Source organism: Kosakonia arachidis (assembly GCF_900116535.1).
Classification (GTDB): domain Bacteria; phylum Pseudomonadota; class Gammaproteobacteria; order Enterobacterales; family Enterobacteriaceae; genus Kosakonia; species Kosakonia arachidis.
The window spans coordinates 952,210-975,052 of the sequence record NZ_FPAU01000001.1; the positions used below are offsets into that span (position 1 = coordinate 952,210).

General features: G+C 53.4%; 21 protein-coding genes. 17 read left to right on the forward strand and 4 right to left on the reverse strand.

The annotated features are described in order from the left end of the window. The first annotated feature begins 12 nt into the window (after positions 1-12). Complete coding sequence (flgL, locus tag BM427_RS04605; RefSeq protein WP_090119629.1) at positions 13-981, forward strand: flagellar hook-associated protein FlgL; 969 nt, start codon at positions 13-15, stop codon at positions 979-981. A 79-nt stretch (positions 982-1,060) separates the two neighbouring features. On the opposite strand, the gene BM427_RS04610 is transcribed toward flgL, so the two are convergent. After that, positions 1,061-2,284: an MFS transporter gene (locus BM427_RS04610; protein WP_090119631.1), complete on the reverse strand. Its 1,224-nt coding sequence runs from the start codon at positions 2,282-2,284 to the stop codon at positions 1,061-1,063. 68 nt (positions 2,285-2,352) lie between these two features. Here BM427_RS04610 and BM427_RS04615 point away from each other — a divergent pair, with 68 nt between their 5' ends. Further along, complete coding sequence (locus BM427_RS04615) at positions 2,353-3,360, forward strand: LysR family transcriptional regulator (protein ID WP_090119633.1); 1,008 nt, start codon at positions 2,353-2,355, stop codon at positions 3,358-3,360. 40 nt (positions 3,361-3,400) lie between these two features. On the opposite strand, the gene rne is transcribed toward BM427_RS04615, so the two are convergent. After that, positions 3,401-6,541, reverse strand: coding sequence for a ribonuclease E (gene rne, locus BM427_RS04620; RefSeq protein ID WP_090119635.1), 3,141 nt, complete (start codon positions 6,539-6,541; stop codon positions 3,401-3,403). 572 nt (positions 6,542-7,113) lie between these two features. Between rne and rluC the strand changes: the two genes are divergently transcribed. After that, positions 7,114-8,067 carry a 23S rRNA pseudouridine(955/2504/2580) synthase RluC gene (gene rluC, locus BM427_RS04630; RefSeq protein WP_090119636.1) on the forward strand — a complete coding sequence of 318 codons (954 nt, stop codon included), beginning with the start codon at positions 7,114-7,116 and terminating at the stop codon, positions 8,065-8,067. Between the two features lie 37 nt (positions 8,068-8,104). Here the strand turns inward: rluC and BM427_RS04635 are convergent, their stop codons facing one another. Continuing rightward, entirely contained in the window at positions 8,105-9,238 is a 1,134-nt protein-coding gene (locus BM427_RS04635; protein ID WP_425280066.1) for a dienelactone hydrolase family protein, read from the reverse strand. 102 nt (positions 9,239-9,340) lie between these two features. Further along, a complete protein-coding gene (locus BM427_RS04640; protein WP_090119640.1) occupies positions 9,341-9,925 on the reverse strand; it encodes a Maf family protein in 585 nt (194 codons plus the stop codon). Between the two features lie 141 nt (positions 9,926-10,066). Between BM427_RS04640 and yceD the strand changes: the two genes are divergently transcribed. The 14 genes from yceD to ptsG all read left to right on the forward strand — a co-directional run bounded on the left by yceD (position 10,067) and on the right by ptsG (position 22,441). Next, entirely contained in the window at positions 10,067-10,588 is a 522-nt protein-coding gene (yceD, locus tag BM427_RS04645) for a 23S rRNA accumulation protein YceD (protein WP_090119641.1), read from the forward strand. A gap of 16 nt (positions 10,589-10,604) precedes the next feature. After that, positions 10,605-10,778: a 50S ribosomal protein L32 gene (gene rpmF / locus BM427_RS04650; protein WP_007374494.1), complete on the forward strand. Its 174-nt coding sequence runs from the start codon at positions 10,605-10,607 to the stop codon at positions 10,776-10,778. Positions 10,779-10,857: 79 nt separating this feature from the next. Further along, the gene (gene plsX, locus BM427_RS04655) at positions 10,858-11,946 is read left to right on the forward strand and encodes a phosphate acyltransferase PlsX (protein ID WP_090119643.1); all 1,089 of its coding nucleotides are present in this window, start codon (positions 10,858-10,860) and stop codon (positions 11,944-11,946) included. A gap of 6 nt (positions 11,947-11,952) precedes the next feature. Beyond that, positions 11,953-12,906, forward strand: a complete 954-nt coding sequence (locus BM427_RS04660) for a beta-ketoacyl-ACP synthase III (RefSeq protein ID WP_090119644.1) — start codon at positions 11,953-11,955, stop codon at positions 12,904-12,906. A 16-nt stretch (positions 12,907-12,922) separates the two neighbouring features. Beyond that, positions 12,923-13,852, forward strand: coding sequence for an ACP S-malonyltransferase (gene fabD, locus BM427_RS04665; RefSeq protein ID WP_090119646.1), 930 nt, complete (start codon positions 12,923-12,925; stop codon positions 13,850-13,852). Positions 13,853-13,864: 12 nt separating this feature from the next. Further along, complete coding sequence (gene fabG, locus BM427_RS04670; RefSeq protein ID WP_090119648.1) at positions 13,865-14,599, forward strand: 3-oxoacyl-ACP reductase FabG; 735 nt, start codon at positions 13,865-13,867, stop codon at positions 14,597-14,599. A 154-nt stretch (positions 14,600-14,753) separates the two neighbouring features. Continuing rightward, on the forward strand, positions 14,754-14,990 hold the full coding sequence (acpP, locus tag BM427_RS04675; RefSeq protein ID WP_000103754.1) for an acyl carrier protein: 237 nt from the start codon (positions 14,754-14,756) through the stop codon (positions 14,988-14,990). A gap of 90 nt (positions 14,991-15,080) precedes the next feature. Further along, the gene (gene fabF, locus BM427_RS04680) at positions 15,081-16,322 is read left to right on the forward strand and encodes a beta-ketoacyl-ACP synthase II (RefSeq protein WP_090119650.1); all 1,242 of its coding nucleotides are present in this window, start codon (positions 15,081-15,083) and stop codon (positions 16,320-16,322) included. A 114-nt stretch (positions 16,323-16,436) separates the two neighbouring features. Continuing rightward, positions 16,437-17,252 (forward strand): aminodeoxychorismate lyase, encoded by an 816-nt coding sequence (gene pabC, locus BM427_RS04685; RefSeq protein ID WP_090119651.1) that lies wholly within the window; start codon positions 16,437-16,439, stop codon positions 17,250-17,252. After that, the gene (gene yceG, locus BM427_RS04690) at positions 17,249-18,271 is read left to right on the forward strand and encodes a cell division protein YceG (RefSeq protein ID WP_090119653.1); all 1,023 of its coding nucleotides are present in this window, start codon (positions 17,249-17,251) and stop codon (positions 18,269-18,271) included. Before pabC ends, yceG begins: the two co-directional genes overlap by 4 nt. Then, complete coding sequence (gene tmk / locus BM427_RS04695; RefSeq protein ID WP_090119654.1) at positions 18,261-18,902, forward strand: dTMP kinase; 642 nt, start codon at positions 18,261-18,263, stop codon at positions 18,900-18,902. Before yceG ends, tmk begins: the two co-directional genes overlap by 11 nt. Continuing rightward, positions 18,899-19,903 (forward strand): DNA polymerase III subunit delta', encoded by a 1,005-nt coding sequence (gene holB, locus BM427_RS04700; protein WP_090119656.1) that lies wholly within the window; start codon positions 18,899-18,901, stop codon positions 19,901-19,903. Before tmk ends, holB begins: the two co-directional genes overlap by 4 nt. Before the next feature lie 10 nt (positions 19,904-19,913). Beyond that, positions 19,914-20,708: a metal-dependent hydrolase gene (locus tag BM427_RS04705; RefSeq protein WP_090119658.1), complete on the forward strand. Its 795-nt coding sequence runs from the start codon at positions 19,914-19,916 to the stop codon at positions 20,706-20,708. A gap of 299 nt (positions 20,709-21,007) precedes the next feature. After that, positions 21,008-22,441, forward strand: a complete 1,434-nt coding sequence (gene ptsG / locus BM427_RS04710) for a PTS glucose transporter subunit IIBC (protein WP_090119660.1) — start codon at positions 21,008-21,010, stop codon at positions 22,439-22,441. Positions 22,442-22,843: the final 402 nt, after the last annotated feature.

Sequence of the window (22,843 nt, forward strand, 5' to 3'; positions counted from 1 at the left end):
AAGGGGTGAATGATGCGTATCAGCACGCAAATGATGTATGAACAAAACATGCGCGGTGTCACCAATGCGCAGAGCAAATGGCTGTCCTATGGTGAGCAAATGTCTACCGGGCAGCGTGTGAACCGTCCGTCTGACGATCCGATCGCCGCTTCGCAGGCCGTGGTGATCTCTCAGGCGCAGGCGCAGAATACCCAGTACGCAACAGCGCGTACTTTTGCCGAACAAAAAGTGTCGCTGGAAGAGAGCGTGTTGCAGCAGGTAACGACCGCGGTTCAGGGGGCACAGTCCACCATTGTTGAGGCCGGCAGCGGCTCGCTCAGCGACGATGACCGCGCATCACTGGCCAGCAAACTGCAAGGCTATCGCGATCAGTTGTTGAACCTCGCGAACAGCACTGACGGTAACGGACGTTATATTTTCGGCGGCTATAAAACCGAAACGGCACCGTATGATTCTACCGGTACTTACAGTGGAGGCACGCAAAACATCACCCAGCAGGTTGATGCTTCCCGTAGCATGGTAATTGCCCATACGGGTGATGAAGTTTTTAACCACATCACCAGTAACGCCACGCCTGAACCGACGGATCCGGCAACGGGTGCGCCGGGTACCTCGGAAACTAATCTGTTTAAAATGCTGGATACGGCCATCGCTGCGCTTAATACGCCAGTTTCCGGTAATGATACGGCCAAAGCGACTGCGCAGGCTGCGGTTGATAAAACCAGTCGTGGTTTGTCGAACTCCCTGAACAACGTGTTGACGGTTCGCGCGCAGTTGGGTACGCAGTTGAATGAGCTGGACAGTCTTGATTCGTTGGGTGATGACCGCGCGCTGGGTCTGACACAGCAGAAAAGCGATCTGGTAGATGTGGACTGGAACTCGGTGATTTCGTCTTACACCATGCAACAAGCTGCATTGCAGGCTTCTTACAAAGCATTCTCCGATATGCAGGGAATGTCGTTGTTCCAGATTAACAAGTAATAGTTTCATTTTGAGCATGTCTTGAAACTGGACATGTTCCGTATGCCCGCTCTGTTACCGGAGCGGGCCTTTTTTTGTCTTATGCCTTTTTCGCCGCTTTCTGTGCCGCTTGCTGGATGCGACGGGCATCGACCAGGCGAATGACCAGCGCGATAAAGCCAGAGAGCGTTGCCAGCACTACCACACCCTGCCATGAGGCGACGGAATAGAGTTTACTGCCCAGTGCAGATCCCATCGCCATACCGATAAACACACCTGTGAACAGTAACGCATTCAGGCGGCCACGCGCTTGCGGCTCCAGACCGTACACCAGGTTCTGGTGCGCCACGAGACTCGATTGCAGACCGAGATCGAAACCGACCGCAGATATCGCAATCAGGATAAGCTGAGCGTGTGGCGGCAGTACCGGCAGCAAAAACATCAGGGCAAAGGAGAGTGTCACCAGCCCGGCGCCAAGCTGCGTTACTTTTTCAGCGCCGACTTTATCTGCCAGACCACCAGCCAGCGGCGCGGCCAGTGCACCGGCCGCGCCCGCAATACCAAATGCACCGGCAACGGCGCTGCCCAACTGATATTTTTCCAGCAACATCACTGCAAGCGTAGACCAGAAAGCGCTAAAAGCGATGGACAAGAAACCCTGGGCGAAAGCCGCGCGGCGCAGTGCCGGATAACGTTGCCACAGGTGTGCCATCGATTTCATCAGTGCCGGATAACTCAGTGTAGAGTGGGTGGCAAAGCGCGGTAGCACGGACCACATCAGCACGCCAATCAAGGCAATACTGATGGCAGCGAGTTGATACATTACTCGCCAGCCAAATGCCGCGCCGACGAAGCCGCTAACCGTACGAGAGAGCAGAATGCCCAGCAGTAAGCCGGTCATCACCGTGCCGACCATTTTCCCCTGCTTACCCGCTGGCGCCAGAATGGCTGCTGCCGGGACAATATCCTGCGCCATTGTTGCCGCCATCCCCAGCATCAGGCTAACGAGCAGCAGAGAGGGAAGGTTGTTGGTCAGGCTACAGGCCAATAGCAGAATTGCCAGTGCCACGCTTTTTATCAGGATGAGGCGGCGACGGTCATGGCGATCGCCCAGCGGCAGTAAGAACAAAATACCCAGCGCATAACCGGCCTGAGTCAGTGTGGGGACCAACCCCATGCCATTAACGGTCAGGTGCAGATCGCTGCCCATCAGCGGCAGCAGCGGCTGCGAATAGTAGATAGACGCAACGCTAAATCCTGCGCCCAGTGCTAGCGCTAAAATGACCCAGCCAACAGCATCTGTCGAAAGAGAATGACGGTTCATACTGTATTTCCCCGATATGTTTTTTATGAATTCGTAGACGTGCTACGCAGTGAGTACATTCTTATCTAATGCGCTGTGGCGCGGTAGCTAGCGGAGTGGTAAAACGGTTATACGTGAAACGTATAGGCAATATAAAAATGAAGCGTCAGGAACGTATAGATAGAGTGGATTTGATGCGGACGTTTATCCGCATCGTGGAAGCGGGCTCGCTATCGGCGGCGGCACGTCAACTGGTAACGACGCAGGCAACGGTCAGCCGTCGTTTGCAGTCGCTGGAAACCCTGCTCGGGGTGAAGCTGCTGCTGCGCACCACCCATGCGATGAAACTGACCGATGATGGTGAACGCTGCTATCAACATGCAAAACGGGTAGCGGATGCCTGGGTCGCTCTGGAGGATGAACTGAGCCAGTCCGCTGATGAACCGGTCGGTATTTTACGTGTGCGTGCACCTCATGCTTTTGGTCAGGAGCAGTTGCTTGGACCGCTCACCGAATTTTTGGTGCGACATCCGCAGCTTTCTGTCGAGTGGATGCTGAACGATAAAAAGGTCGATTTTCTTAGCGTGAACATTGATTGTGCTATTCGTGTTGGCGCAGAAGTGGATCCGACGACAGTGTCTGTGTTGTTGGCAGAGGTACCCCGCAGCCTGGTGGCTTCTCCGGCTTTGCTGGCACGTTTTCCGGCAATTGAAACCCCGCAACAACTCTCAGCTTTGCCGTGGATAGCGCTGAACACTTTTTATCAGCATGAAATTCATCTGACGCATCAGCAAACTGGTGATGCGGAGCAGGTGCCGATCTCGCCAAGATTGTTTACCGACAGCCTGTACGCTGCGCGGAATACGGCGATTAGTGGTCTTGGTCTGGTGGTTATATCCAGTTGGATGGTGGAAGAGGATATACACAGCGGAAAACTGGTCGCCCTGTTGCCGGAATGGCAGGCGGCACCGCTACCGGTGCATCTGGTGTACCCATGGGCGCGGTACTATCCGGCGCGATTGCGAAAATTTTTGCAACTGATGCGTGAAGTGATGCCGGGGCTGGGAGGTATGCGCCAGCCCGCGCGGCAGGCATAAAAAAGCCGGCCATGAGGCCGGCTTTTGGGCTGTCTGACGATTAGTCAACAGATGGCGGTTTCGTTGCCGGTGCGGTGGCAGCGTGGGTGGCGCTGTGACCGCCCGCGGAGCCTTTACCTTCGAAATTGAAGCCCGGGCGTACCCAGTCACTGTGACGCGGCGCTTCCGGCATATAGGCCGGTGCAGGCGCTTTAGTCATCGGCGCAGTGGCTACTTTACGAGCAACGACATGTGCCACCGTTTCTTTCACCGGTTCAATAACCGGAACCGGGGTTTGTTCGTGAACGACCGGAGTAGTTTCGACGATCGGTTTTTCCTGCGCCGGCGCAGCTTCTCGCGTAACCTCTTCGGCGACGACACGATCTTCTTCGGCAATCATTTGTGGCTGCTCATCAACCGGCGCGGCGATAACCTCCGGATGGATGGTTTCTACCTCAATGGTCTCAGGCTCAGCGGCAGGCTGTTGCGGTTCTGATGTCGCGACTGGCTCCGTCACTTCCGTTTCAGCGGCTGGCGCTACAGCTTCAGCCTCTACTGCGGGTTGTTGCTCAACCACTTCAGTCATCTGTGGAGCACTAACCAGCGCGGTTTCAGCCACCATTGGGGCAACATCCTGCACAGTGGCTACGCTCTCTTCTGCCGCGATCTCTTTCGCCTGCTCTTCCTGAGAGCGCACAACCGGATAGCGGATCCATACCTTACCGGAAGCCATTTCAGGCGAAGCACAGGCGACGGTCAGCGGCATGGCTGACTGCAACGGATAACGCTCGTCACGGTAGCGACGACGGCGCTGGCCACTGACGCGCAGATGACGCGGAGAACGACGAGAGCGGCGAGGCATTCCATTTTCGCGCGATTCGGCATTTCCATCCTGATCCGGGTTGGTTTCCACAATGGCCGGGATCTCGACTTTCGCCATTTCGGTACTCTGAGCGATCGTCTCTTCGGCAACACTCTCAGCTTGTGCGCTTTCGATGCGAACTTTCTGGTTCAGTTGACGCGGTTTACGACGCGGCATCACCTGTACGCTCTCTTCCTGTTCAGTTTCCTGTTCAGGTTGATCGGCACGGTTCAGTTCTTTAACATCCTGCGAAACCTGACGTTTGTCATCATTACGGCGACGGTTGCGTTCACGGCGTGGCGGTTGTTGCTCATCGCGCTGTTTAGTTTTTTCCGTCTCTTCCACTGCCGCAGGCTCACGTACTTCGCGAGTTTCCACGTTTTGCTGCGATTTCTCGCGGCGATTACGGCGGTTCTCTTCACGACCTTCGCGGTTTTCGCGATTCTCACGACCTTCGCGCGCCTCGCTGCCTTCAGCGCGGCCATCACGGCGTTCATTACGATCGCGACGATTGTTCTGCCGCGGTTTGCGACGATCCTGCTGGCGATCTTGTTTCGCCGGTTTTTCTTCTTCTTTGGCTTCGACGGTTGCCGGGGTCTCTTCACCCGCAAACAGGCCTTTCAGTGCCGAGAAGAAACGGCTGAGTAATCCTGGCGTTACAGGTTTTTCAGCGACGGCAGGCTCAGCTTTAGCCACAGGTGCAGCAGCAGGTGCTTGCGGTACAGGAGGAACATCCGGCATGACGAATGTCGCCAGTGCAGGCTGCTCAGGCAGTTTACGTTCGGCATACTCTTCTTCCGATGGCAGCGCCATTGCTTCTTCGTGCAGCTTCGGTAGCAGGTAGCTCAGGGTTGGCGTCTCTTCCCCTTTACGTACGCGCAGTACGGAGTAGTGAGGCGTATCCATCTGGTCGTTTGGCACGATCACGCAGCGTACGCCGCCCTGACGGGATTCGATAGCGCTGACCGCAGCACGCTTTTCGTTCAGCAGATAAGAGGCAACCTGAACTGGCACGATCGCGTGCACTTCCTGGGTGTTCTCTTTCAACGCCTCTTCTTCGATCAAGCGCAGAATCGACAGCGCCAGCGATTCGTTATCGCGAATAGTACCGGTGCCGCTACAACGAGGGCAGACGTGATGGCTGGATTCGCCCAGCGACGGACTCAGGCGCTGACGAGACATCTCCAGCAGGCCAAAGCGGGAAATATGGCTGATCTGAATACGGGCGCGGTCCTGACGTACGGCTTCGCGCAGACGGTTCTCAACAGCGCGCTGATGGCGAACTGGCGTCATATCAATGAAGTCAATAACAATCAGGCCACCGAGATCGCGCAGGCGCAGTTGGCGTGCGATCTCATCGGCTGCTTCCAGGTTGGTGTTGAAAGCGGTTTCTTCAATGTCACCACCGCGGGTTGCGCGCGCGGAGTTGATATCAATAGCCGTCAATGCTTCCGTGGAGTCGATAACAATAGAGCCGCCGGAAGGCAGACGCACTTCACGCTGGAAAGCGGATTCAATCTGCGATTCGATCTGATAGTGGCTGAACAGCGGAATTTCACCGGTGTACAGTTTGATTTTGCTGCTGAAATCCGGACGACCCAGCGCGGAAATGTGCTGGCGGGCCAGCTCAAGCACTTTCGGATTGTCGATAAGGATTTCGCCAATGTCCTGACGCAGGTAATCACGGAAGGCGCGAACGATAACGTTGCTTTCCTGATGGATCAGGAACGGCGCAGGACGGCTTTCAGCGGCTTTCTGGATAGCCTCCCAGTGTTTCAGGCGGAAACTCAGATCCCATTGCAGCGCTTCGGCGGATTTACCCACACCGGCTGTGCGTACAATTAGCCCCATGCCATCCGGCAATTCGAGGCTGGAGAGGGCTTCTTTTAATTCAGTACGGTCGTCGCCTTCAATGCGGCGAGAGATGCCACCTGCGCGCGGGTTATTCGGCATTAACACCAGATAACTGCCCGCAAGGCTAATAAACGTGGTCAGCGCAGCACCTTTATTACCACGCTCTTCTTTATCAATCTGGACGATGACTTCCTGACCTTCACGCAGCACGTCTTTGATATTCGGACGGCCATGCGCGTTGTAGTTGGTGGGGAAATATTCGCGTGCGATTTCTTTGAGGGGGAGAAAACCGTGTCGTTCAGCACCGTAATCAACGAAGGCAGCTTCAAGACTCGGCTCAATGCGGGTGATTTTACCTTTATAGATGTTCGCTTTTTTCTGTTCGTGCCCCGGACTTTCGATATCCAGATCATACAGACGCTGCCCATCCACAAGGGCGACACGCAACTCTTCTTGCTGAGTTGCGTTGATTAACATTCTTTTCATCGTAACTTACTCATTATTCTTACATTGACGACTAAGCTGCGGGCAAGATAACGCCTTTCCGGGGAGAACCGATGGCCTCGAGACTATTCACGCCGCCAACCTCACGGTTGTCGCTCGCTTAAGAGGCGCAGTGTGTCGGTTGCCTGTATTTCCTGTGGAAAATACAGCGCAATTATCAGGGGAACAGCCTGGGAAAAACTCTCCAGAGAAGATTCCATCTACCGGTAAGGACTGCAACCCGCAGCCCGCTAACTGCCTGAAAGTTCAATACGTCTTACGCCATTGCTGCGTGTATGATCGGACAGGCAAAACTGGTCATTCCGCTTATTTTGCTTGTTTCAACAAGATTCAACACGGAAAACTGCAACATTATTCCCTGCGAGCCTTCTTATAGCAAGCTGACTTTTACCATTTATCACCCGGTTACTCACAGTTTTTTCACCTCTCTACGGAGATTGGTTTAATAACCACCGAATCAGAAGAATCTAACGTCAGTAGCCAGGTGCAAATGTAAATATAAGCATAGAAAAATGAGTGGCGCTAATCATCATGGCTATTTAGAATCGCCTCCCATGAAAACTGAGACACCATCCGTAAAATTTGTTGCTATTTCCGCTGACGAAGCGGGGCAACGCATCGACAACTTTTTGCGCACCCACTTAAAAGGGGTGCCGAAAAGCATGATCTACCGCATTCTGCGTAAAGGCGAAGTGCGGGTGAATAAAAAACGCATCAAACCGGAATATAAACTGGAAGCGGGTGACGAAGTACGCATCCCGCCGGTGCGCGTCGCTGAACGTGAAGAAGAGGCGGTTTCACCGCATCTACAGAAAGTTGCGGCATTAAGCGACGTTATTTTGTACGAGGACGAGCATATTCTCGTCCTCAACAAGCCGTCCGGTACAGCGGTACACGGTGGCAGCGGCTTGAGTTTTGGCGTAATTGAGGGGCTACGCGCTCTGCGTCCGGAAGCTCGGTTCCTCGAACTCGTTCATCGTCTCGACCGTGATACTTCCGGCGTTCTGTTGGTGGCCAAAAAACGTTCGGCGCTGCGTTCGCTACATGAGCAACTGCGAGGCAAAGAGATGCAGAAAGATTATCTCGCGCTGGTTCGCGGGCAGTGGCAGTCACACGTAAAAGCGGTGCAGGCTCCGTTGCTGAAAAATATTCTGCAAAGTGGTGAACGCATTGTGCGTGTCAACAGCGAAGGCAAACCGTCCGAAACACGGTTTAAAGTGGAAGAGCGTTATGAGTTTGCGACGCTGGTGCGTTGTAGCCCTGTAACCGGTCGTACGCACCAGATCCGCGTACATACGCAGCATGCGGGCCATCCGATTGCTTTTGACGATCGGTACGGCGATCGTGAATTTGACAAGCAACTGGCAGCAACCGGTTTGTCACGTCTGTTTTTGCATGCGGCGGCGCTGAAATTTACTCATCCAAACAGCGGTGAGACGTTGCGTATTGAAGCGCCGCTCGATGATGAACTGAAACACTGTTTGCAGGTGCTGCGTAGCGCCAATTGAGCGTTTCCCCCTACGGTGCGAGGGGGAAAGCAACAGGCTATGGCTTCAGCCACTTATCCAGCCACGGAAAGACTTCGTCCTGCTGCTCACGGTAAAACACATGTCCCAGTTGCGGCCAGGTACGCGTGACGAGTTTGTCGTCGGCGTGCTGCGACTTCCAGACGCGGTGCGCTTTGGCAAAGGCCTCCTTTACCGCTTCCGGCGGAAACAGTTTGTCCTGGCCGCCGCTGAAGATCAGCATCGGTTTAGGCGCGGCGATACTGGCAATGTCCGGAATGTCCATTTGTGCTGGCATCCCCGGATGGAGCATAAAAAAGGCGGACTGGCCGCGCAGCACGTTATTGCCCGGCAGCAGCAGGCCGTTATACGTACCAAACCATGAGATTACGGCGGTCGCCGCCACTTTGTCGCTCAGTGCGGCCAGTTGCCAGGCGCGAAAACCGCCCATCGAGAAGCCCAACACGCCCACGCGTTGGCTGTCCACGCCAGTATATGAGGCGATAAAGTCTACCGTGCGCATATCTTCATAAGCCACTTCGCCAGCCAGAGAGCGGCCAAGGTTGAAATAGTTACTGGCCAACGCTTGTTGCTGCTCATAAACCATTGGTCCACGATCGCCCCAACCTGGGCTGTCAATGGCGATAACCGCATACCCACGTCTGGCCAGCTCATCACCGATAAATTTTCCGCTGAAAAATTTATCAGCCCAGGCTTGTGCGCTGGCGAGCTTTCCAGCGTCGCCCCAGGGACGGATCACCTTCTCTTTACCGATATCAAATTTCGAACCGTGATCGTGTAACAACACTATTGCGGGATGAGGTCCCGGTGATTTCGGCATCAGCAGCAGCGCCGTAATACGATTGTCGTCGGTGATATTAAGCGCCAGTTTTTCGGCGGTATAACTGCCTCGCTCTTCTTTGCTGAGAATTTCTGGCACGAAAGATTTCGTCGAGTTCGGGGTAAGCAATGCTGCGCGAAACAACTGGCGGCTAAGTGTTTTCCACTGAGTAAAATCTTTATAGTGGCCGGAGAGCCAGGAATGAGGATAGCGCATCTCTGTTTTCAGCGTTTGCCATGATGCGGGAAGGTTGTCCTCAACCACTCCCTGCGTTTGCCACGGCGCCTGTGCAATGGCACTTGCGGTGCCGAAAAGTGTCAGCAGCAGAGCCATTTTATTGACTATCTTCATCATCACCCCTGAAATTAAAACGGTGTTTTAATAGTGAAGGTGAATGTAACGTTTGCTCAAAAAGAAACTGTGATCGCTAAAGCATTAGCTTAACAAGGGGTTACACTGTTCATGGCGTAGCATTTGACACAGTGCGATCAGCGGCAAACCGACCAGTGTGTTGGGATCGCGGCCTTCAAGGCGCTCAAACAGCGCAATGCCTAAACCTTCGCTTTTGAAGCTACCGGCACAGTTCAGCGGATGCTCTTTTCGGATATAGTTATCAATTTCCTGCTCGCTTAAATGACGGAAATGGACGTCGAAAGGCTCACATTCAGTCTGCAAATGACCGGTTGCCGAGTTATATAGCGCCAGACCTGTATAAAAGGTGACAATATTTCCGCGAGCTTTCATCAATTGCTGTCGGGCATTTTCTTCCGTATGCGGCTTGCCAGTTATTTCGCCGTCCAGTACGCACACTTGATCGGAACCAATAATCAGATGCTGAGGATATTTGTCCGCCAGCGATTGCGCTTTTTCCTGCGCCAAACGCAGCACCAGATGACGTGGTGCTTCACCTGCATGTGGGGTTTCATCAGCCTGTGGCGTGGCGCATTCGAACGCTAAGCCAAGCTTTTCCAGAAGTGCGCGGCGGTATGGAGAGGTCGAAGCGAGAATAATTTGCGACATATTTTTTTCACCAAATATGGCTTAACAAAGAGATGCATTTTAAACTGTAGGCCGCAATGTGTGCGAATTATTGGCGAAAGGCAACCGTAGGCTGCCTTTTTCTTTGACTATATGACGTTACAAAGTTAATATGCGCGCCCTATGCAAAAGGTAAAATTACCCCTGACTCTTGATCCGGTTCGTACGGCTCAAAAACGCCTTGATTACGAGGGTATCTATACCTCCGAACAGGCGGAGCGCGTCGCCGAATCTGTAGTCAGCGTAGACAGTGATGTGGAGTGCTCCATGTCGTTCGCTATCGATAACCAGCGTCTGGCGGTTCTTACCGGCGATGCGAAGGTAACGGTATCGCTCGAATGCCAGCGCTGCGGGAAACCGTTCACCCATCAGGTCTACACAACGTATTGTTTTAGTCCTGTGCGTTCAGACGAACAGGCTGAAGCACTGCCGGAAGCGTACGAGCCGATTGAGGTTAACGAATTCGGCGAAATCGATCTGCTGGCGCTGGTTGAGGATGAAATCATTCTCTCCTTGCCTGTAGTTCCGGTGCATGATTCTGAACACTGTGAAGTGTCCGAGGCGGACATGGTCTTTGGAGAATTGCCTGATGAAGCGCAAAAACCAAACCCATTTGCCGTATTAGCCAGCTTAAAGCGTAAGTAATTGAGGAGTAAGGTCCATGGCCGTACAACAGAATAAACCAACCCGTTCCAAACGTGGCATGCGTCGTTCCCATGACGCGCTGACCGCAGTCACCAGCCTGTCTGTAGACAAAACTTCTGGTGAAACCCACCTGCGTCACCACATCACCGCCGACGGTTTCTACCGCGGTCGCAAGGTTATCACTAAGTAATCACGCGCAAGCGTGATGAAGCTTAGTGAGGAATTCCCCGCGAAAGCGGGGATAGACCGAACCGGGCTGCGACGATACCTTGACACGTCTAACCCTGGCGTTAGATGTCATGGGGGGCGATTTTGGCCCTTCCGTGACGGTGCCTGCAGCTTTGCAGGCACTGAACTCTAATTCACAGCTCAACCTTCTTTTAGTCGGCGATCCCGACGCTATCACGCCATTACTTGCCAAAGCTGATTTCGAGCAACGCTCACGTTTGCTCATTATTCCTGCACAATCAGTTATTGCCAGTGATGCCCGGCCCGCACAAGCGATCCGCACTAGTCGCGGTAGCTCGATGCGTATGGCTCTGGAATTAGTGAAAGAAGGGCGTGCTCAGGCTTGCGTTAGCGCAGGCAATACTGGCGCGTTGATGGGGCTGGCGAAAATGTTGCTCAAACCGATTGAGGGGATTGAGCGTCCTGCGCTGGTGACGATGTTGCCCCATCAGCAGAAGGGCAGAACTGTTGTGTTGGATCTCGGTGCGAACGTGGATTGCGACAGTAGGATGCTGGCGCAGTTTGCGGTTATGGGGTCAGTGATGGCTGAGGAGATCCTGGGTATCGCTAACCCGCGAGTAGCACTGCTGAACATTGGTGAAGAAGAAACCAAAGGTCATGACAATATTCGTGATGCAGCGGCTCTTTTACGATCGGCCCCCTCAATGAACTACATTGGTTATCTGGAGGCGAATGAACTTCTGACTGGCAAAACGGATGTGTTAGTTTGTGACGGTTTTACTGGAAACGTCACACTAAAAACCATGGAGGGGGTTGTCAGGATGTTTCTTTCGCTGCTGAAATCACAAAGCGAAGGGCAAAAAAGGGCGTGGTGGCTGATTTTATTAAAACGTTGGTTACAAAAAAGCCTGAGCAGGCGATTCAGTCACCTCAACCCCGACCAGTATAATGGCGCCTGTCTGTTAGGATTGCGCGGCACTGTGATTAAAAGTCACGGAGCAGCGAATCAGCGAGCCTTTACCGTCGCGATTGAACAGGCAGTGCAGGCGGTGCAGCGGCAGGTTCCACAGCGAATTGCCGCTCGCCTGGAATCTGTGTATGCGCTTTCGGCATCCTCCCCCCTGGGCGGTGATAACCGGAATGTGTGTATATTACCCAAGAGTGACTGAGCGTACATGTATACGAAGATTATTGGTACCGGCAGTTATCTGCCTGAGCAGGTTCGAACAAACGCCGATTTGGAAACAATGGTGGAAACCTCTGACGAGTGGATTGTCAGCCGTACAGGGATCCGTGAGCGCCGTATTGCTTCGGCAAACGAAACTGTCTCAACCATGGGCTATGAGGCCGCTAAACGCGCGCTGGAAATGGCCGGCATCGATAACGATCAAATTGGCCTGATTATTGTTGCGACAACTTCTGCAACGCACGCTTTTCCGAGCGCGGCGTGCCAGATCCAGAATATGTTGGAAATTAAAGGTTGTCCTGCGTTTGACATCGCTGCAGCATGCGCTGGGTTTACCTACGCGTTGAGCATCGCCGATCAATATGTTAAATCCGGCGCGGTAAGACATGCGCTGGTGATTGGGTCGGACGTGTTGGCACGCACATTAGATCCAAACGATCGCGGTACAATTATTCTGTTCGGCGATGGTGCCGGTGCGGTGGTATTGGGCGCTTCAGAAGAGCCCGGTATTATCTCAACCCACATGCACGCTGACGGTAGCTATGGTGAGCTGCTGACACTGCCTAACCTCGATCGCGTGAACCCAGAAAACCCGACTTATTTAACGATGGCGGGCAACGAAGTGTTCAAAGTCGCGGTGACGGAACTGGCGCGTATTGTTGATGAAACATTAGCCGCTAATAATCTCGAGCGAAGCGCGCTGGACTGGCTGGTGCCGCATCAGGCTAACCTGCGTATTATCAGCGCCACGGCGAAAAAGCTTGGTATGGCGATGGATCACGTTGTAGTTACGCTGGATCGTCATGGCAACACCTCTGCGGCTTCTGTTCCCAGCGCACTGGATGAGGCGGTGCGCGATGGGCGTATCAAACCTGGCCAGCTGATTCTGCTTGAAGCGTTCGGCGGTGGGTTTACCTGGGGTTCCGCGCTGATTCGTTTCTAAGTATAAGGATAAGAAGATGACGCAATTTGCTTTTGTTTTTCCGGGGCAAGGTTCCCAGACCGTCGGCATGCTGGCGGATATGGCGGCAGCTTACCCGGTCATTGAAGAAACGTTTGCCGAAGCCTCTGCTGTTCTGGGTTATGACCTCTGGGCGCTGGTGCAGCAAGGCCCGGCAGAAGAGCTTAATAAAACGTGGCAGACACAGCCGGCGCTGCTGAGCGCATCTGTTGCGTTGTGGCGTGTGTGGCAGCAGCAGGGCGGCAAAACGCCGGTACTGATGGCTGGGCATAGTCTTGGCGAGTATTCAGCGCTGGTATGCGCCGGTGTTATCGCTTTTGCCGATGCAGTACGGCTGGTTGAGCTGCGCGGTAAATTCATGCAGGAAGCCGTACCTGAAGGTACCGGCGCGATGTCAGCTATCATCGGTCTTGATGATGAATCTATCGCAAAAGCGTGTGAAACCGCAGCTGAAGGACAGGTTGTTTCTCCGGTGAACTATAATTCTCCGGGTCAGGTGGTGATCGCAGGCCATAAAGAGGCCGTTGAACGTGCTGGTGCAGCCTGTAAAGCCGCTGGTGCTAAACGCGCGTTGCCGCTGCCTGTCAGCGTACCGTCCCACTGTGCACTGATGAAACCGGCTGCTGAAAAACTGGCTGTTGAGCTGAACGCTATAACATTTAATGCTCCGCAGATCCCGGTTATTAATAATGTGGATGTGAAGTGCGAAACGTCGCCGGAAGCCATTCGCAGTGCGCTGGTGCGTCAGTTGTACAGCCCGGTGCAGTGGACTAAAAGCGTTGAGTTTATGGCATCGCAGGGTGTTGAACACCTGTATGAGGTCGGCCCGGGTAAAGTTCTTACCGGTCTGACAAAACGTATTGTTGACACACTGACTGCGTCGGCTGTCAATGAGCCAACTGCGATGTCAGAAGCACTTGCGCAATAAAAGAGGAAGACCATGAATTTTGAAGGAAAAGTCGCGCTGGTTACCGGCGCAAGCCGTGGAATTGGTCGTGCCATTGCTGAAACGTTAGCTGCTCGCGGGGCAAAAGTTATTGGTACCGCAACGAGTGAAAATGGCGCGCAGGCTATCAGTGACTATTTAGGTGCGAAGGGTAAAGGTCTGCTGCTGAACGTGACCGATGCCGCATCTATTGAATCGGTTCTGGGGAACATTCGAGCTGAGTTTGGCGAAGTTGATATTCTGGTTAATAATGCCGGAATCACTCGTGATAACTTGCTGATGCGCATGAAAGATGATGAGTGGAGCGATATTCTCGACACTAACCTTTCATCTGTTTTCCGTCTGTCAAAAGCGGTAATGCGGGCTATGATGAAAAAGCGTCACGGGCGTATTATCACTATCGGTTCTGTGGTTGGTACCATGGGAAATGCTGGTCAGGCCAACTACGCTGCGGCGAAAGCGGGTCTTATCGGTTTCAGTAAATCGCTGGCGCGTGAAGTTGCGTCCCGCGGTATTACGGTGAACGTTGTTGCTCCGGGCTTTATTGAAACGGACATGACGCGTGCGCTCTCTGATGATCAGCGTGCGGGTATACTGGCGCAAGTTCCTGCGGGTCGCCTTGGCGGTGCTCAGGAAATCGCCAGTGCGGTTGCATTTTTAGCCTCTGACGAGGCAGGTTACATCACTGGTGAAACTCTGCACGTCAATGGCGGAATGTATATGGTCTAACCACGATTAAAATTATTTGCGTTATGAGGGGGAAAGGCCTCAAAATAGCGTAAAATCGTGGTAAGAACTGCCGGGATTTAGTTGCAAATTTTTCAACATTTTATACACTACGAAAACCATCGCGAAAGCGAGTTTTGATAGGAAATTTAAGAGTATGAGCACTATCGAAGAACGCGTTAAGAAAATTATCGGCGAACAGCTGGGCGTTAAGCAGGAAGAAGTTACCAACAATGCTTCCTTCGTTGAGGACCTGGGCGCTGATTCTCTTGACACCGTTGAGCTGGTAATGGCTCTGGAAGAAGAGTTTGATACTGAGATTCCGGACGAAGAAGCTGAGAAAATCACCACCGTTCAGGCTGCCATTGATTACATCAACGGTCACCAGGCGTAAGTGAACATCTCCAGGCGGTCACTCGACCGCCTGAGTTTTATCTAGTGTTATCCCTCGAATCTCTTTTTTATCCCTCCCTGGAGGACGAACGTGTCTAAGCGTCGTGTAGTTGTGACCGGACTTGGCATGTTGTCTCCTGTCGGCAATACCGTAGAGTCTACCTGGAAAGCTCTTCTTGCCGGTCAGAGTGGCATCAGCCTGATCGACCATTTCGATACTAGCGCCTATGCAACCAAATTTGCTGGCTTAGTAAAGGATTTTAACTGTGAAGACATTATCTCGCGCAAAGAACAGCGCAAGATGGATGACTTCATTCAATATGGAATTGTGGCTGGTGTTCAGGCCATGCACGACTCCGGCTTGGTTATCACGGAAGAAAATGCTTCCCGTGTGGGTGCCGCGATAGGTTCTGGTATCGGCGGTCTGGGACTGATTGAAGAGAACCACAGCTCCCTCGTTAAGGGCGGCCCGCGTAAAATCAGTCCGTTCTTCGTACCGTCTACGATTGTTAACATGGTGGCAGGTCATCTGACTATCATGTTTGGCCTGCAAGGCCCTAGCATCTCCATTGCAACAGCTTGTACTTCAGGCGTACATAATATCGGCCACGCTGCGCGTATTATTGCTTACGGCGATGCCGATGCGATGCTGGCTGGTGGTGCAGAAAAAGCCAGTACCCCGCTGGGCGTCGGTGGCTTTGGTGCAGCGCGCGCGCTGTCTACCCGCAACGATAACCCGCAAGCTGCAAGCCGTCCGTGGGATAAAGAGCGTGACGGTTTTGTCCTCGGCGATGGCGCTGGCATCATCATGCTGGAAGAGTATGAGCACGCGAAAAAACGCGGTGCGAAAATCTATGCTGAAATCGTCGGCTTCGGTATGAGCAGCGATGCGTATCATATGACGTCACCGCCGGAAAACGGCGCTGGCGCGGCCAAAGCAATGGTAAATGCGCTGCGCGATGCGGGTATTGAACCTGGCCAGATTGGGTATGTCAACGCGCACGGTACCTCTACGCCAGCAGGCGATATGGCTGAAGCTCAGGCGGTGAAAGCGGTGTTTGGCGATGCCGCGCGTAGCGTCATGGTGAGTTCAACCAAATCAATGACTGGTCATCTGTTGGGCGCGGCCGGTGCAGTAGAGTCTATCTACTCCATCCTTGCGCTGCGTGATCAGGCGGTACCGCCGACCATCAACCTGGATAACCCGGATGAAGGTTGCGATCTGGACTTCGTCCCGCACGAAGCGCGCCAGGTCAGCGGTATGGAGTATACCCTGTGTAACTCCTTCGGCTTTGGTGGTACCAACGGTTCGTTGATCTTCAAAAAAGTCTGACCGTCTGCTCTGTTTTAAAGGCCCGCTTGTCGGGCCTTTTCTATTCAGTTTTCTCCCCTTGTTCTCTGCTTTCCATCCTGCCAAACTGTCCGGCAACACGCTTAAGGAGCCTCTATGTTCTTGATTAATGGCACAGAGCAACAACAGCTTGCGGCCAGTGACCGGGCCGTTCAGTTTGGTGATGGCTGCTTTACTACCGCGCGTATCCTTGCCGGGCAAATCCAGTTTGCATCCGAGCATATACAGCGCTTGCGTCTGGCATGTGAACGGCTATTTATTCCTTTTCATGACTGGGATCTGCTGGCGCAGGAGATGGCATTGCTGGCGCAGGAAAAAGCCGACGGCGTGGTCAAAGTTATCCTCAGCCGTGGTGGCGGAGGTCGTGGCTACAGCGCGGCGAACTGCGATTCACCGACACGTATTCTTTCTGTTTCAGCCCGGCCCGCACACTACGCGCGCTGGCAGCGAGAAGGCGTTACATTGACGCTGAGCGATGTATGCCTCGGGCGTAATCCGATGCTAGCGGGGATCAAACATCTTAATCGTCTGGAGCAAGTGTTAATCCGTGCCGGGCTGGAGCAGACCACTGCTGATGAAGCGCTGGTGCTGGATAGCGATGGATGGATCACCGAATGCTGCGCGGCCAATATTTTCTGGCGGCAAGGACAGGAGGTTTTTACGCCACGCCTCGACTATGCCGGAGTTGATGGCATCATGAGGCAATATTGTATGCGACAACTTGCATCTTCGGGTTTTCGCGTTGTCGAAGTGAATGCGCGCGAGCAAGTGCTGGCGCATGCCGAGGAAGTGGTTATTTGTAATGCGTTGATGCCGGTCGTCCCCGTTCGCCAATGGGGGGAACTGTGCTGGTCAGCGCGTGATTTGTACCAATTTTTAGCCCCACTGTGTGAGCAGATAAATCAGTCATGAAGAAAATGTTACGCGTTGTTCTCCCGCTGCTGGCGGTATTAGTGATTGCTGCATGGGCCGGAGTCTGGAAGGTTCGTCAACTGGCGGATTCCACGATCCTCACCAAAGATGAAATCATTTTTACCCTGCCAACCGGAACCGGCCGGGTGGCGCTGGGTGAATTGCTGTATCAGGAAAAAGTGATCAATCGCCCGCGTGTTTTCCAGTGGCTATTGCGCCTGGAACCCGATTTGTCGCACTTCAAAGCGGGAACCTACCGTTTTACGGCGGGTATGACCGTGCGCGAAATGCTTCAATTACTGGCGAGCGGCAAAGAGGCGCAATTTCCACTACGTCTGGTGGAGGGAATGCGTGTGAGTGATTATCTGAAACAGCTACGTGATGCGCCATACCTTAAGCACACGCTGAAAGATGATGATTATGCCACTGTCGCACAGGCGCTGAAGCTGGAACACCCAAACTGGGTGGAAGGCTGGTTCTGGCCGGATACCTGGATGTATACCGCAAACACAACGGATGTCGCGCTGCTCAAGCGTGCGCACCAGAAAATGGCGCGGGCCGTTGAACAGGTCTGGGAAGGGCGCATGGACGGCCTGCCGTACAAAGATCAGAACCAGTTAGTGACCATGGCGTCCATCATCGAAAAAGAGACAGCTGTGGCCAGCGAGCGCGATCAGGTGGCCTCGGTCTTTATTAACCGCCTACGTGTCGGGATGCGTTTGCAAACCGATCCGACGGTGATCTACGGGATGGGTGCACGCTATAATGGTAAGCTGTCGCGCGCCGATCTGGAGACTCCGACGGATTACAACACCTATGTGATTAGCGGTTTGCCGCCAGGGCCGATTGCCACGCCAGGTGAAGCCTCGCTGAAAGCGGCAGCGCATCCGGCGAAGACGCCATACCTCTATTTTGTGGCCGATGGAAAAGGTGGACACACATTTAATACCAACCTCGCCAGCCATAACCGGTCAGTGCAGGACTATTTGAAAGTGCTTAAGGAAAAAAATGAGCAGTAAATACATCGTTATTGAAGGGCTGGAAGGCGCCGGTAAAACGACGGCACGCGATGTCGTCGTCGAAACACTGAAAGAGTTGGGCGTCAGCGAGATGATATTTACGCGCGAGCCGGGCGGTACGCTGTTGGCGGAGAAGTTGCGCAGTCTGGTGCTGGATATCCGCTCCGTTGGTGACGAAGTGATTTCTGATAAAGCCGAAGTCCTGATGTTTTATGCTGCGCGTGTCCAACTGGTGGAAACGGTGATCAAACCGGCGTTGGCGCGCGGTTGCTGGGTCATTGGCGATCGGCACGATCTCTCCACTCAGGCCTATCAAGGCGGCGGCCGCGGTATCGATCAAGGCATGCTGGCGACGTTGCGCGATGCCGTACTGGGCGATTTTCGCCCTGATTTAACCCTGTACCTCGATGTCACGCCTGAGGTTGGCCTGAAACGCGCCCGTGCACGCGGCGAGCTGGATCGTATTGAGCAGGAGTCGCTGGATTTCTTCAATCGCACCCGTGCGCGTTACCTTGAGCTGGCCGCGCAGGATGTCTCTATTCGCACTGTGGATGCCACGCAATCGCTGCAAGACGTGGTGCGCGACATCCGTCAGACTGTTACCGTATGGGTGCAGGAGCAGGGCGCATGAAATGGTACCCGTGGTTGCGATCGGACTTTGAACAACTGGTCGCCAGTTATCAAAACGGACGCGGACACCACGCATTACTTGTTCACGCACTACCTGGCATGGGAGAGGACGCACTGCTCTATGCGCTCAGCCGTTTTCTACTGTGTCAAACGCCGGAAGGGCACAAAAGCTGCGGCCACTGTCGCGGCTGTCAGTTGATGCAAGCGGGAACCCACCCGGATTACTACGTCCTTGCACCGGAAAAGGGCAAAACAACGTTGGGGATTGATGCGGTGCGTGAAGTGAGTGAAAAACTCTATGAGCATGCACGTCTTGGCGGGGCGAAAGTGGTCTGGATTCAGGACGCTGCGTTACTCACCGATGCTGCTGCCAATGCATTACTGAAAACGCTGGAAGAGCCACCAGCTCAGACGTGGTTCTTCCTTGCCTGCCGGGAACCCGCCAGGTTACTGGCGACACTACGCAGTCGCTGTCGCTTGCATCATATCGCGCCACCCGCGGAAAGCTATGCCAGCGCGTGGCTTAGCAGGCAAGTCACGGTATCACAAGATGCTATTTTTAGCGCGCTGCGTCTGTGTGCTGGGTCTCCAGGCGCGGCCGAAGCGCTGTTGCAGGAAGAACACTGGGCGCAGCGTCAGGCACTCTGTCAGGCAATTGAAAACGCGCTGAATAGCGGTGACTGGTTCACCATGCTGTCGGTGCTTAACCATGAGCGGGTGGCGGAACGTTTGCAATGGGTTTGTGCGCTGTTCCTTGATGCTCTAAAAGTACAGCAGGGGGCGACGTTGTTGACCAACGTTGATATGCCAGTGCTGATACACAACCTTGCCCATCAGTTACGCAGTGAGGCATTGCATGCTCTGCTGCATGACGTGTTTACTTGCCGTGAACAGTTGCTGAATGTCGTGGGAGTGAACCGCGAGCTGCTACTCACCGATCTTTTGTTAACACTGGAACGGCACCTGCAACCAGGCGCCAGGCTTCCTGTATCCCACCTTTAAGAGAAACATTATGTTTTTAGTCGACTCGCACTGCCATCTTGATGGTCTGGATTACACATCTTTGCACAAAAATGTTGATGACGTACTGGCGAAAGCTGCCGCGCGCGATGTGAAGTTTTGCCTGGCCGTCGCCACCACACTGCCCGGATATCGCAGTATGCGCGAGCTGGTGGGTGAACGCAGTAATGTGGTGTTTTCCTGCGGCGTCCATCCGCTGAATCAGGACGAAGAGTATGACGTGGCGGCCCTGCGTCAGTTAGCAGCCGAAGATGGCGTTGTGGCAATGGGGGAGACAGGGCTGGACTATTTCTATACTCCGGAAACCAAAGCGCGTCAGCAGATCTCCTTCCGCAACCATATCCGCATCGGACGCGAACTGAATAAACCGATTATCGTGCATACACGCGATGCCCGCGCCGACACGCTGGCAATTTTGCAGGAAGAGCAGGTTCAGAATTGCGGCGGCGTACTACACTGCTTTACTGAGGATCGTGAAACAGCAGGCAAGCTGTTGGATATGGGGTTTTATATCTCTTTCTCCGGCATTGTTACTTTTCGCAATGCGGAACAACTACGCGACGCAGCACGTTATGTGCCGCTGGATCGGTTGCTGGTCGAGACCGATTCTCCGTATCTTGCGCCCGTACCGCACCGCGGTAAAGAGAACCAGCCCGCAATGACACGCGATGTGGCAGAGTATATGGCAGTTCTGAAAGGTGTTTCTATTGAGGAGTTCGCACAGCAGACTACGCAAAACTTTGCCCGCCTGTTCCATATTGATCTCGCCAGGTTGCAATCTCTCTGAAATATCATCTTATTTTAGTACTCGTAATTAATAAACGATCAGAGTAAAGTTCAGCGCCATAAAAAAAGCGGTGATGGTCATTTTTCATACGTCGGTCATCGCCTTTTGTAAATCTGTGTGAGTTTTAAGACGGCCGCTAACTGAAACGTGACTGCCGTCAAACAAAGCTGAAGGGATTTATTTTACTGTGTGTAATAAATAAGGGGCGCTTAGATGCCCTTCCCAAGGCGCGGTTCTCCCCCCGTGCCAACGCGTGAAAGCGCAACAAAAAGCACTAATACTCAGGAGCACTCTCAATTATGTTTAAGAATGCATTTGCTAACCTGCAGAAGGTCGGTAAATCGCTGATGCTGCCAGTATCCGTACTCCCTATCGCAGGTATCCTGCTGGGCGTCGGTTCTGCAAACTTCAGCTGGCTGCCAGAAGTGGTTTCTCATGTTATGGCCGAAGCGGGTGGTTCCGTTTTTGCCAACATGCCGCTGATTTTCGCTATCGGTGTTGCGCTTGGCTTCACCAATAACGATGGCGTTTCTGCTCTGGCTGCGGTTGTTGCCTACGGTATCATGGTGAAAACCATGGCTGTGGTTGCACCTCTGGTTCTGCATTTACCTACTGAAGAGATCGCTGCAAAACACCTGGCGGATACCGGTGTGCTCGGCGGGATCATCTCCGGTGCGATTGCCGCATACATGTTTAACCGCTTCTACCGTATCAAGCTGCCTGAGTATTTGGGCTTCTTCGCGGGTAAACGCTTTGTACCGATTATTTCTGGCCTTGCAGCGATTTTCACCGGCGTGATCCTCTCCTTCATTTGGCCGCCGATTGGTTCCGTGATCCAGACATTCTCTCAATGGGCTGCCTACCAGAACCCGGTTGTTGCATTCGGTATCTACGGCTTCATCGAACGCTGTCTGGTACCGTTTGGCCTGCACCACATCTGGAACGTGCCTTTCCAGATGCAGATTGGTGAATTCACCAACTCTGCTGGTCAGGTATTCCACGGCGATATTCCGCGCTACATGGCAGGCGACCCGACTGCGGGCAAACTGTCCGGCGGCTTCCTGTTCAAAATGTATGGTCTGCCGGCTGCCGCTATTGCTATCTGGCATTCTGCTAAACCGGAAAACCGCGCGAAAGTGGGCGGTATCATGATCTCCGCAGCGCTGACCTCGTTCCTGACCGGTATCACCGAGCCGATCGAGTTCTCTTTCATCTTCGTTGCGCCGATCCTGTACGTTATCCACGCTATTCTTGCAGGTCTGGCATTCCCGATCTGTATCCTGCTGGGTATGCGTGATGGTACGTCGTTCTCTCACGGTCTGATTGACTTCATCGTACTGAGCGGCAATAGCAGCAAACTGTGGCTGTTCCCGATCGTCGGTGCTTGCTATGCCGTGGTTTACTACACCGTGTTCCGCGTACTGATCAAAGCGCTTGATCTGAAAACGCCGGGCCGTGAAGACGTGACCGAAGACACCAAAGCTGGAGTCAGCAGTGAGATAGCTCCGGCCCTGGTTGCAGCGTTTGGCGGTAAAGAAAACATCACCAACCTGGATGCGTGCATCACGCGTCTGCGTGTCAGCGTAGCTGACGTAGCGAAAGTGGATCAGGCTGGCCTGAAGAAACTGGGTGCTGCAGGTGTGGTTGTCGCTGGTTCCGGCGTTCAGGCAATTTTCGGTACCAAATCCGATAACCTGAAAACCGAAATGGATGACTATATCCGCGCTAACTAAGCCGTAGTCTGGGGAGACTGAGGGAGCCTATTGGCTCCCTTTTTTACGTGTGCAGTTCATGCCTGAAAGCCTGAAAAGCCCTGTCCATCGCGAAGTGTGCTGATCGCTCTGCAGAAGTGATTTGAGGGCATAGTAGGTGAAACCTTAAAGTCCGAGCAGTTATGCGTGGCAGGTATCGCTGGAAGCCATGATGTCTGCCCCGTCAGGGGCATCCGGGCACAGCCATAACGGTAATGTCCGTTTTTCCGGGAATATCCTCATGAAAATTATCCTCAAATGTAATATTCATAATTGAAATACCATTTCATTCACTCGGCATTGAAAGGCAAAAGGTTCCTGCGGCTGAAAAGGGTGCAAAGGCGAAAGAAAAAGAGCGTTATGGTTGAAACAACAAGAGAATCT

What these genes read in the sequence shown, in the direction of transcription:
- flgL (WP_090119629.1), top strand. Translation starts at nt 13, where the DNA reads ATGCGTATCAGCACGCAAATGATGTATGAACAAAACATGCGCGGTGTC.
- BM427_RS04610 (WP_090119631.1), bottom strand. Translation starts at nt 2,284, where the DNA reads ATGAACCGTCATTCTCTTTCGACAGATGCTGTTGGCTGGGTCATTTTA.
- BM427_RS04615 (WP_090119633.1), top strand. Translation starts at nt 2,353, where the DNA reads ATGCGCTGTGGCGCGGTAGCTAGCGGAGTGGTAAAACGGTTATACGTG.
- rne (WP_090119635.1), bottom strand. Translation starts at nt 6,541, where the DNA reads ATGAAAAGAATGTTAATCAACGCAACTCAGCAAGAAGAGTTGCGTGTC.
- rluC (WP_090119636.1), top strand. Translation starts at nt 7,114, where the DNA reads ATGAAAACTGAGACACCATCCGTAAAATTTGTTGCTATTTCCGCTGAC.
- BM427_RS04635 (WP_425280066.1), bottom strand. Translation starts at nt 9,238, where the DNA reads ATGGCTCTGCTGCTGACACTTTTCGGCACCGCAAGTGCCATTGCACAG.
- BM427_RS04640 (WP_090119640.1), bottom strand. Translation starts at nt 9,925, where the DNA reads ATGTCGCAAATTATTCTCGCTTCGACCTCTCCATACCGCCGCGCACTT.
- yceD (WP_090119641.1), top strand. Translation starts at nt 10,067, where the DNA reads ATGCAAAAGGTAAAATTACCCCTGACTCTTGATCCGGTTCGTACGGCT.
- rpmF (WP_007374494.1), top strand. Translation starts at nt 10,605, where the DNA reads ATGGCCGTACAACAGAATAAACCAACCCGTTCCAAACGTGGCATGCGT.
- BM427_RS04660 (WP_090119644.1), top strand. Translation starts at nt 11,953, where the DNA reads ATGTATACGAAGATTATTGGTACCGGCAGTTATCTGCCTGAGCAGGTT.
- fabD (WP_090119646.1), top strand. Translation starts at nt 12,923, where the DNA reads ATGACGCAATTTGCTTTTGTTTTTCCGGGGCAAGGTTCCCAGACCGTC.
- fabG (WP_090119648.1), top strand. Translation starts at nt 13,865, where the DNA reads ATGAATTTTGAAGGAAAAGTCGCGCTGGTTACCGGCGCAAGCCGTGGA.
- acpP (WP_000103754.1), top strand. Translation starts at nt 14,754, where the DNA reads ATGAGCACTATCGAAGAACGCGTTAAGAAAATTATCGGCGAACAGCTG.
- pabC (WP_090119651.1), top strand. Translation starts at nt 16,437, where the DNA reads ATGTTCTTGATTAATGGCACAGAGCAACAACAGCTTGCGGCCAGTGAC.
- yceG (WP_090119653.1), top strand. Translation starts at nt 17,249, where the DNA reads ATGAAGAAAATGTTACGCGTTGTTCTCCCGCTGCTGGCGGTATTAGTG.
- tmk (WP_090119654.1), top strand. Translation starts at nt 18,261, where the DNA reads ATGAGCAGTAAATACATCGTTATTGAAGGGCTGGAAGGCGCCGGTAAA.
- holB (WP_090119656.1), top strand. Translation starts at nt 18,899, where the DNA reads ATGAAATGGTACCCGTGGTTGCGATCGGACTTTGAACAACTGGTCGCC.
- BM427_RS04705 (WP_090119658.1), top strand. Translation starts at nt 19,914, where the DNA reads ATGTTTTTAGTCGACTCGCACTGCCATCTTGATGGTCTGGATTACACA.
- ptsG (WP_090119660.1), top strand. Translation starts at nt 21,008, where the DNA reads ATGTTTAAGAATGCATTTGCTAACCTGCAGAAGGTCGGTAAATCGCTG.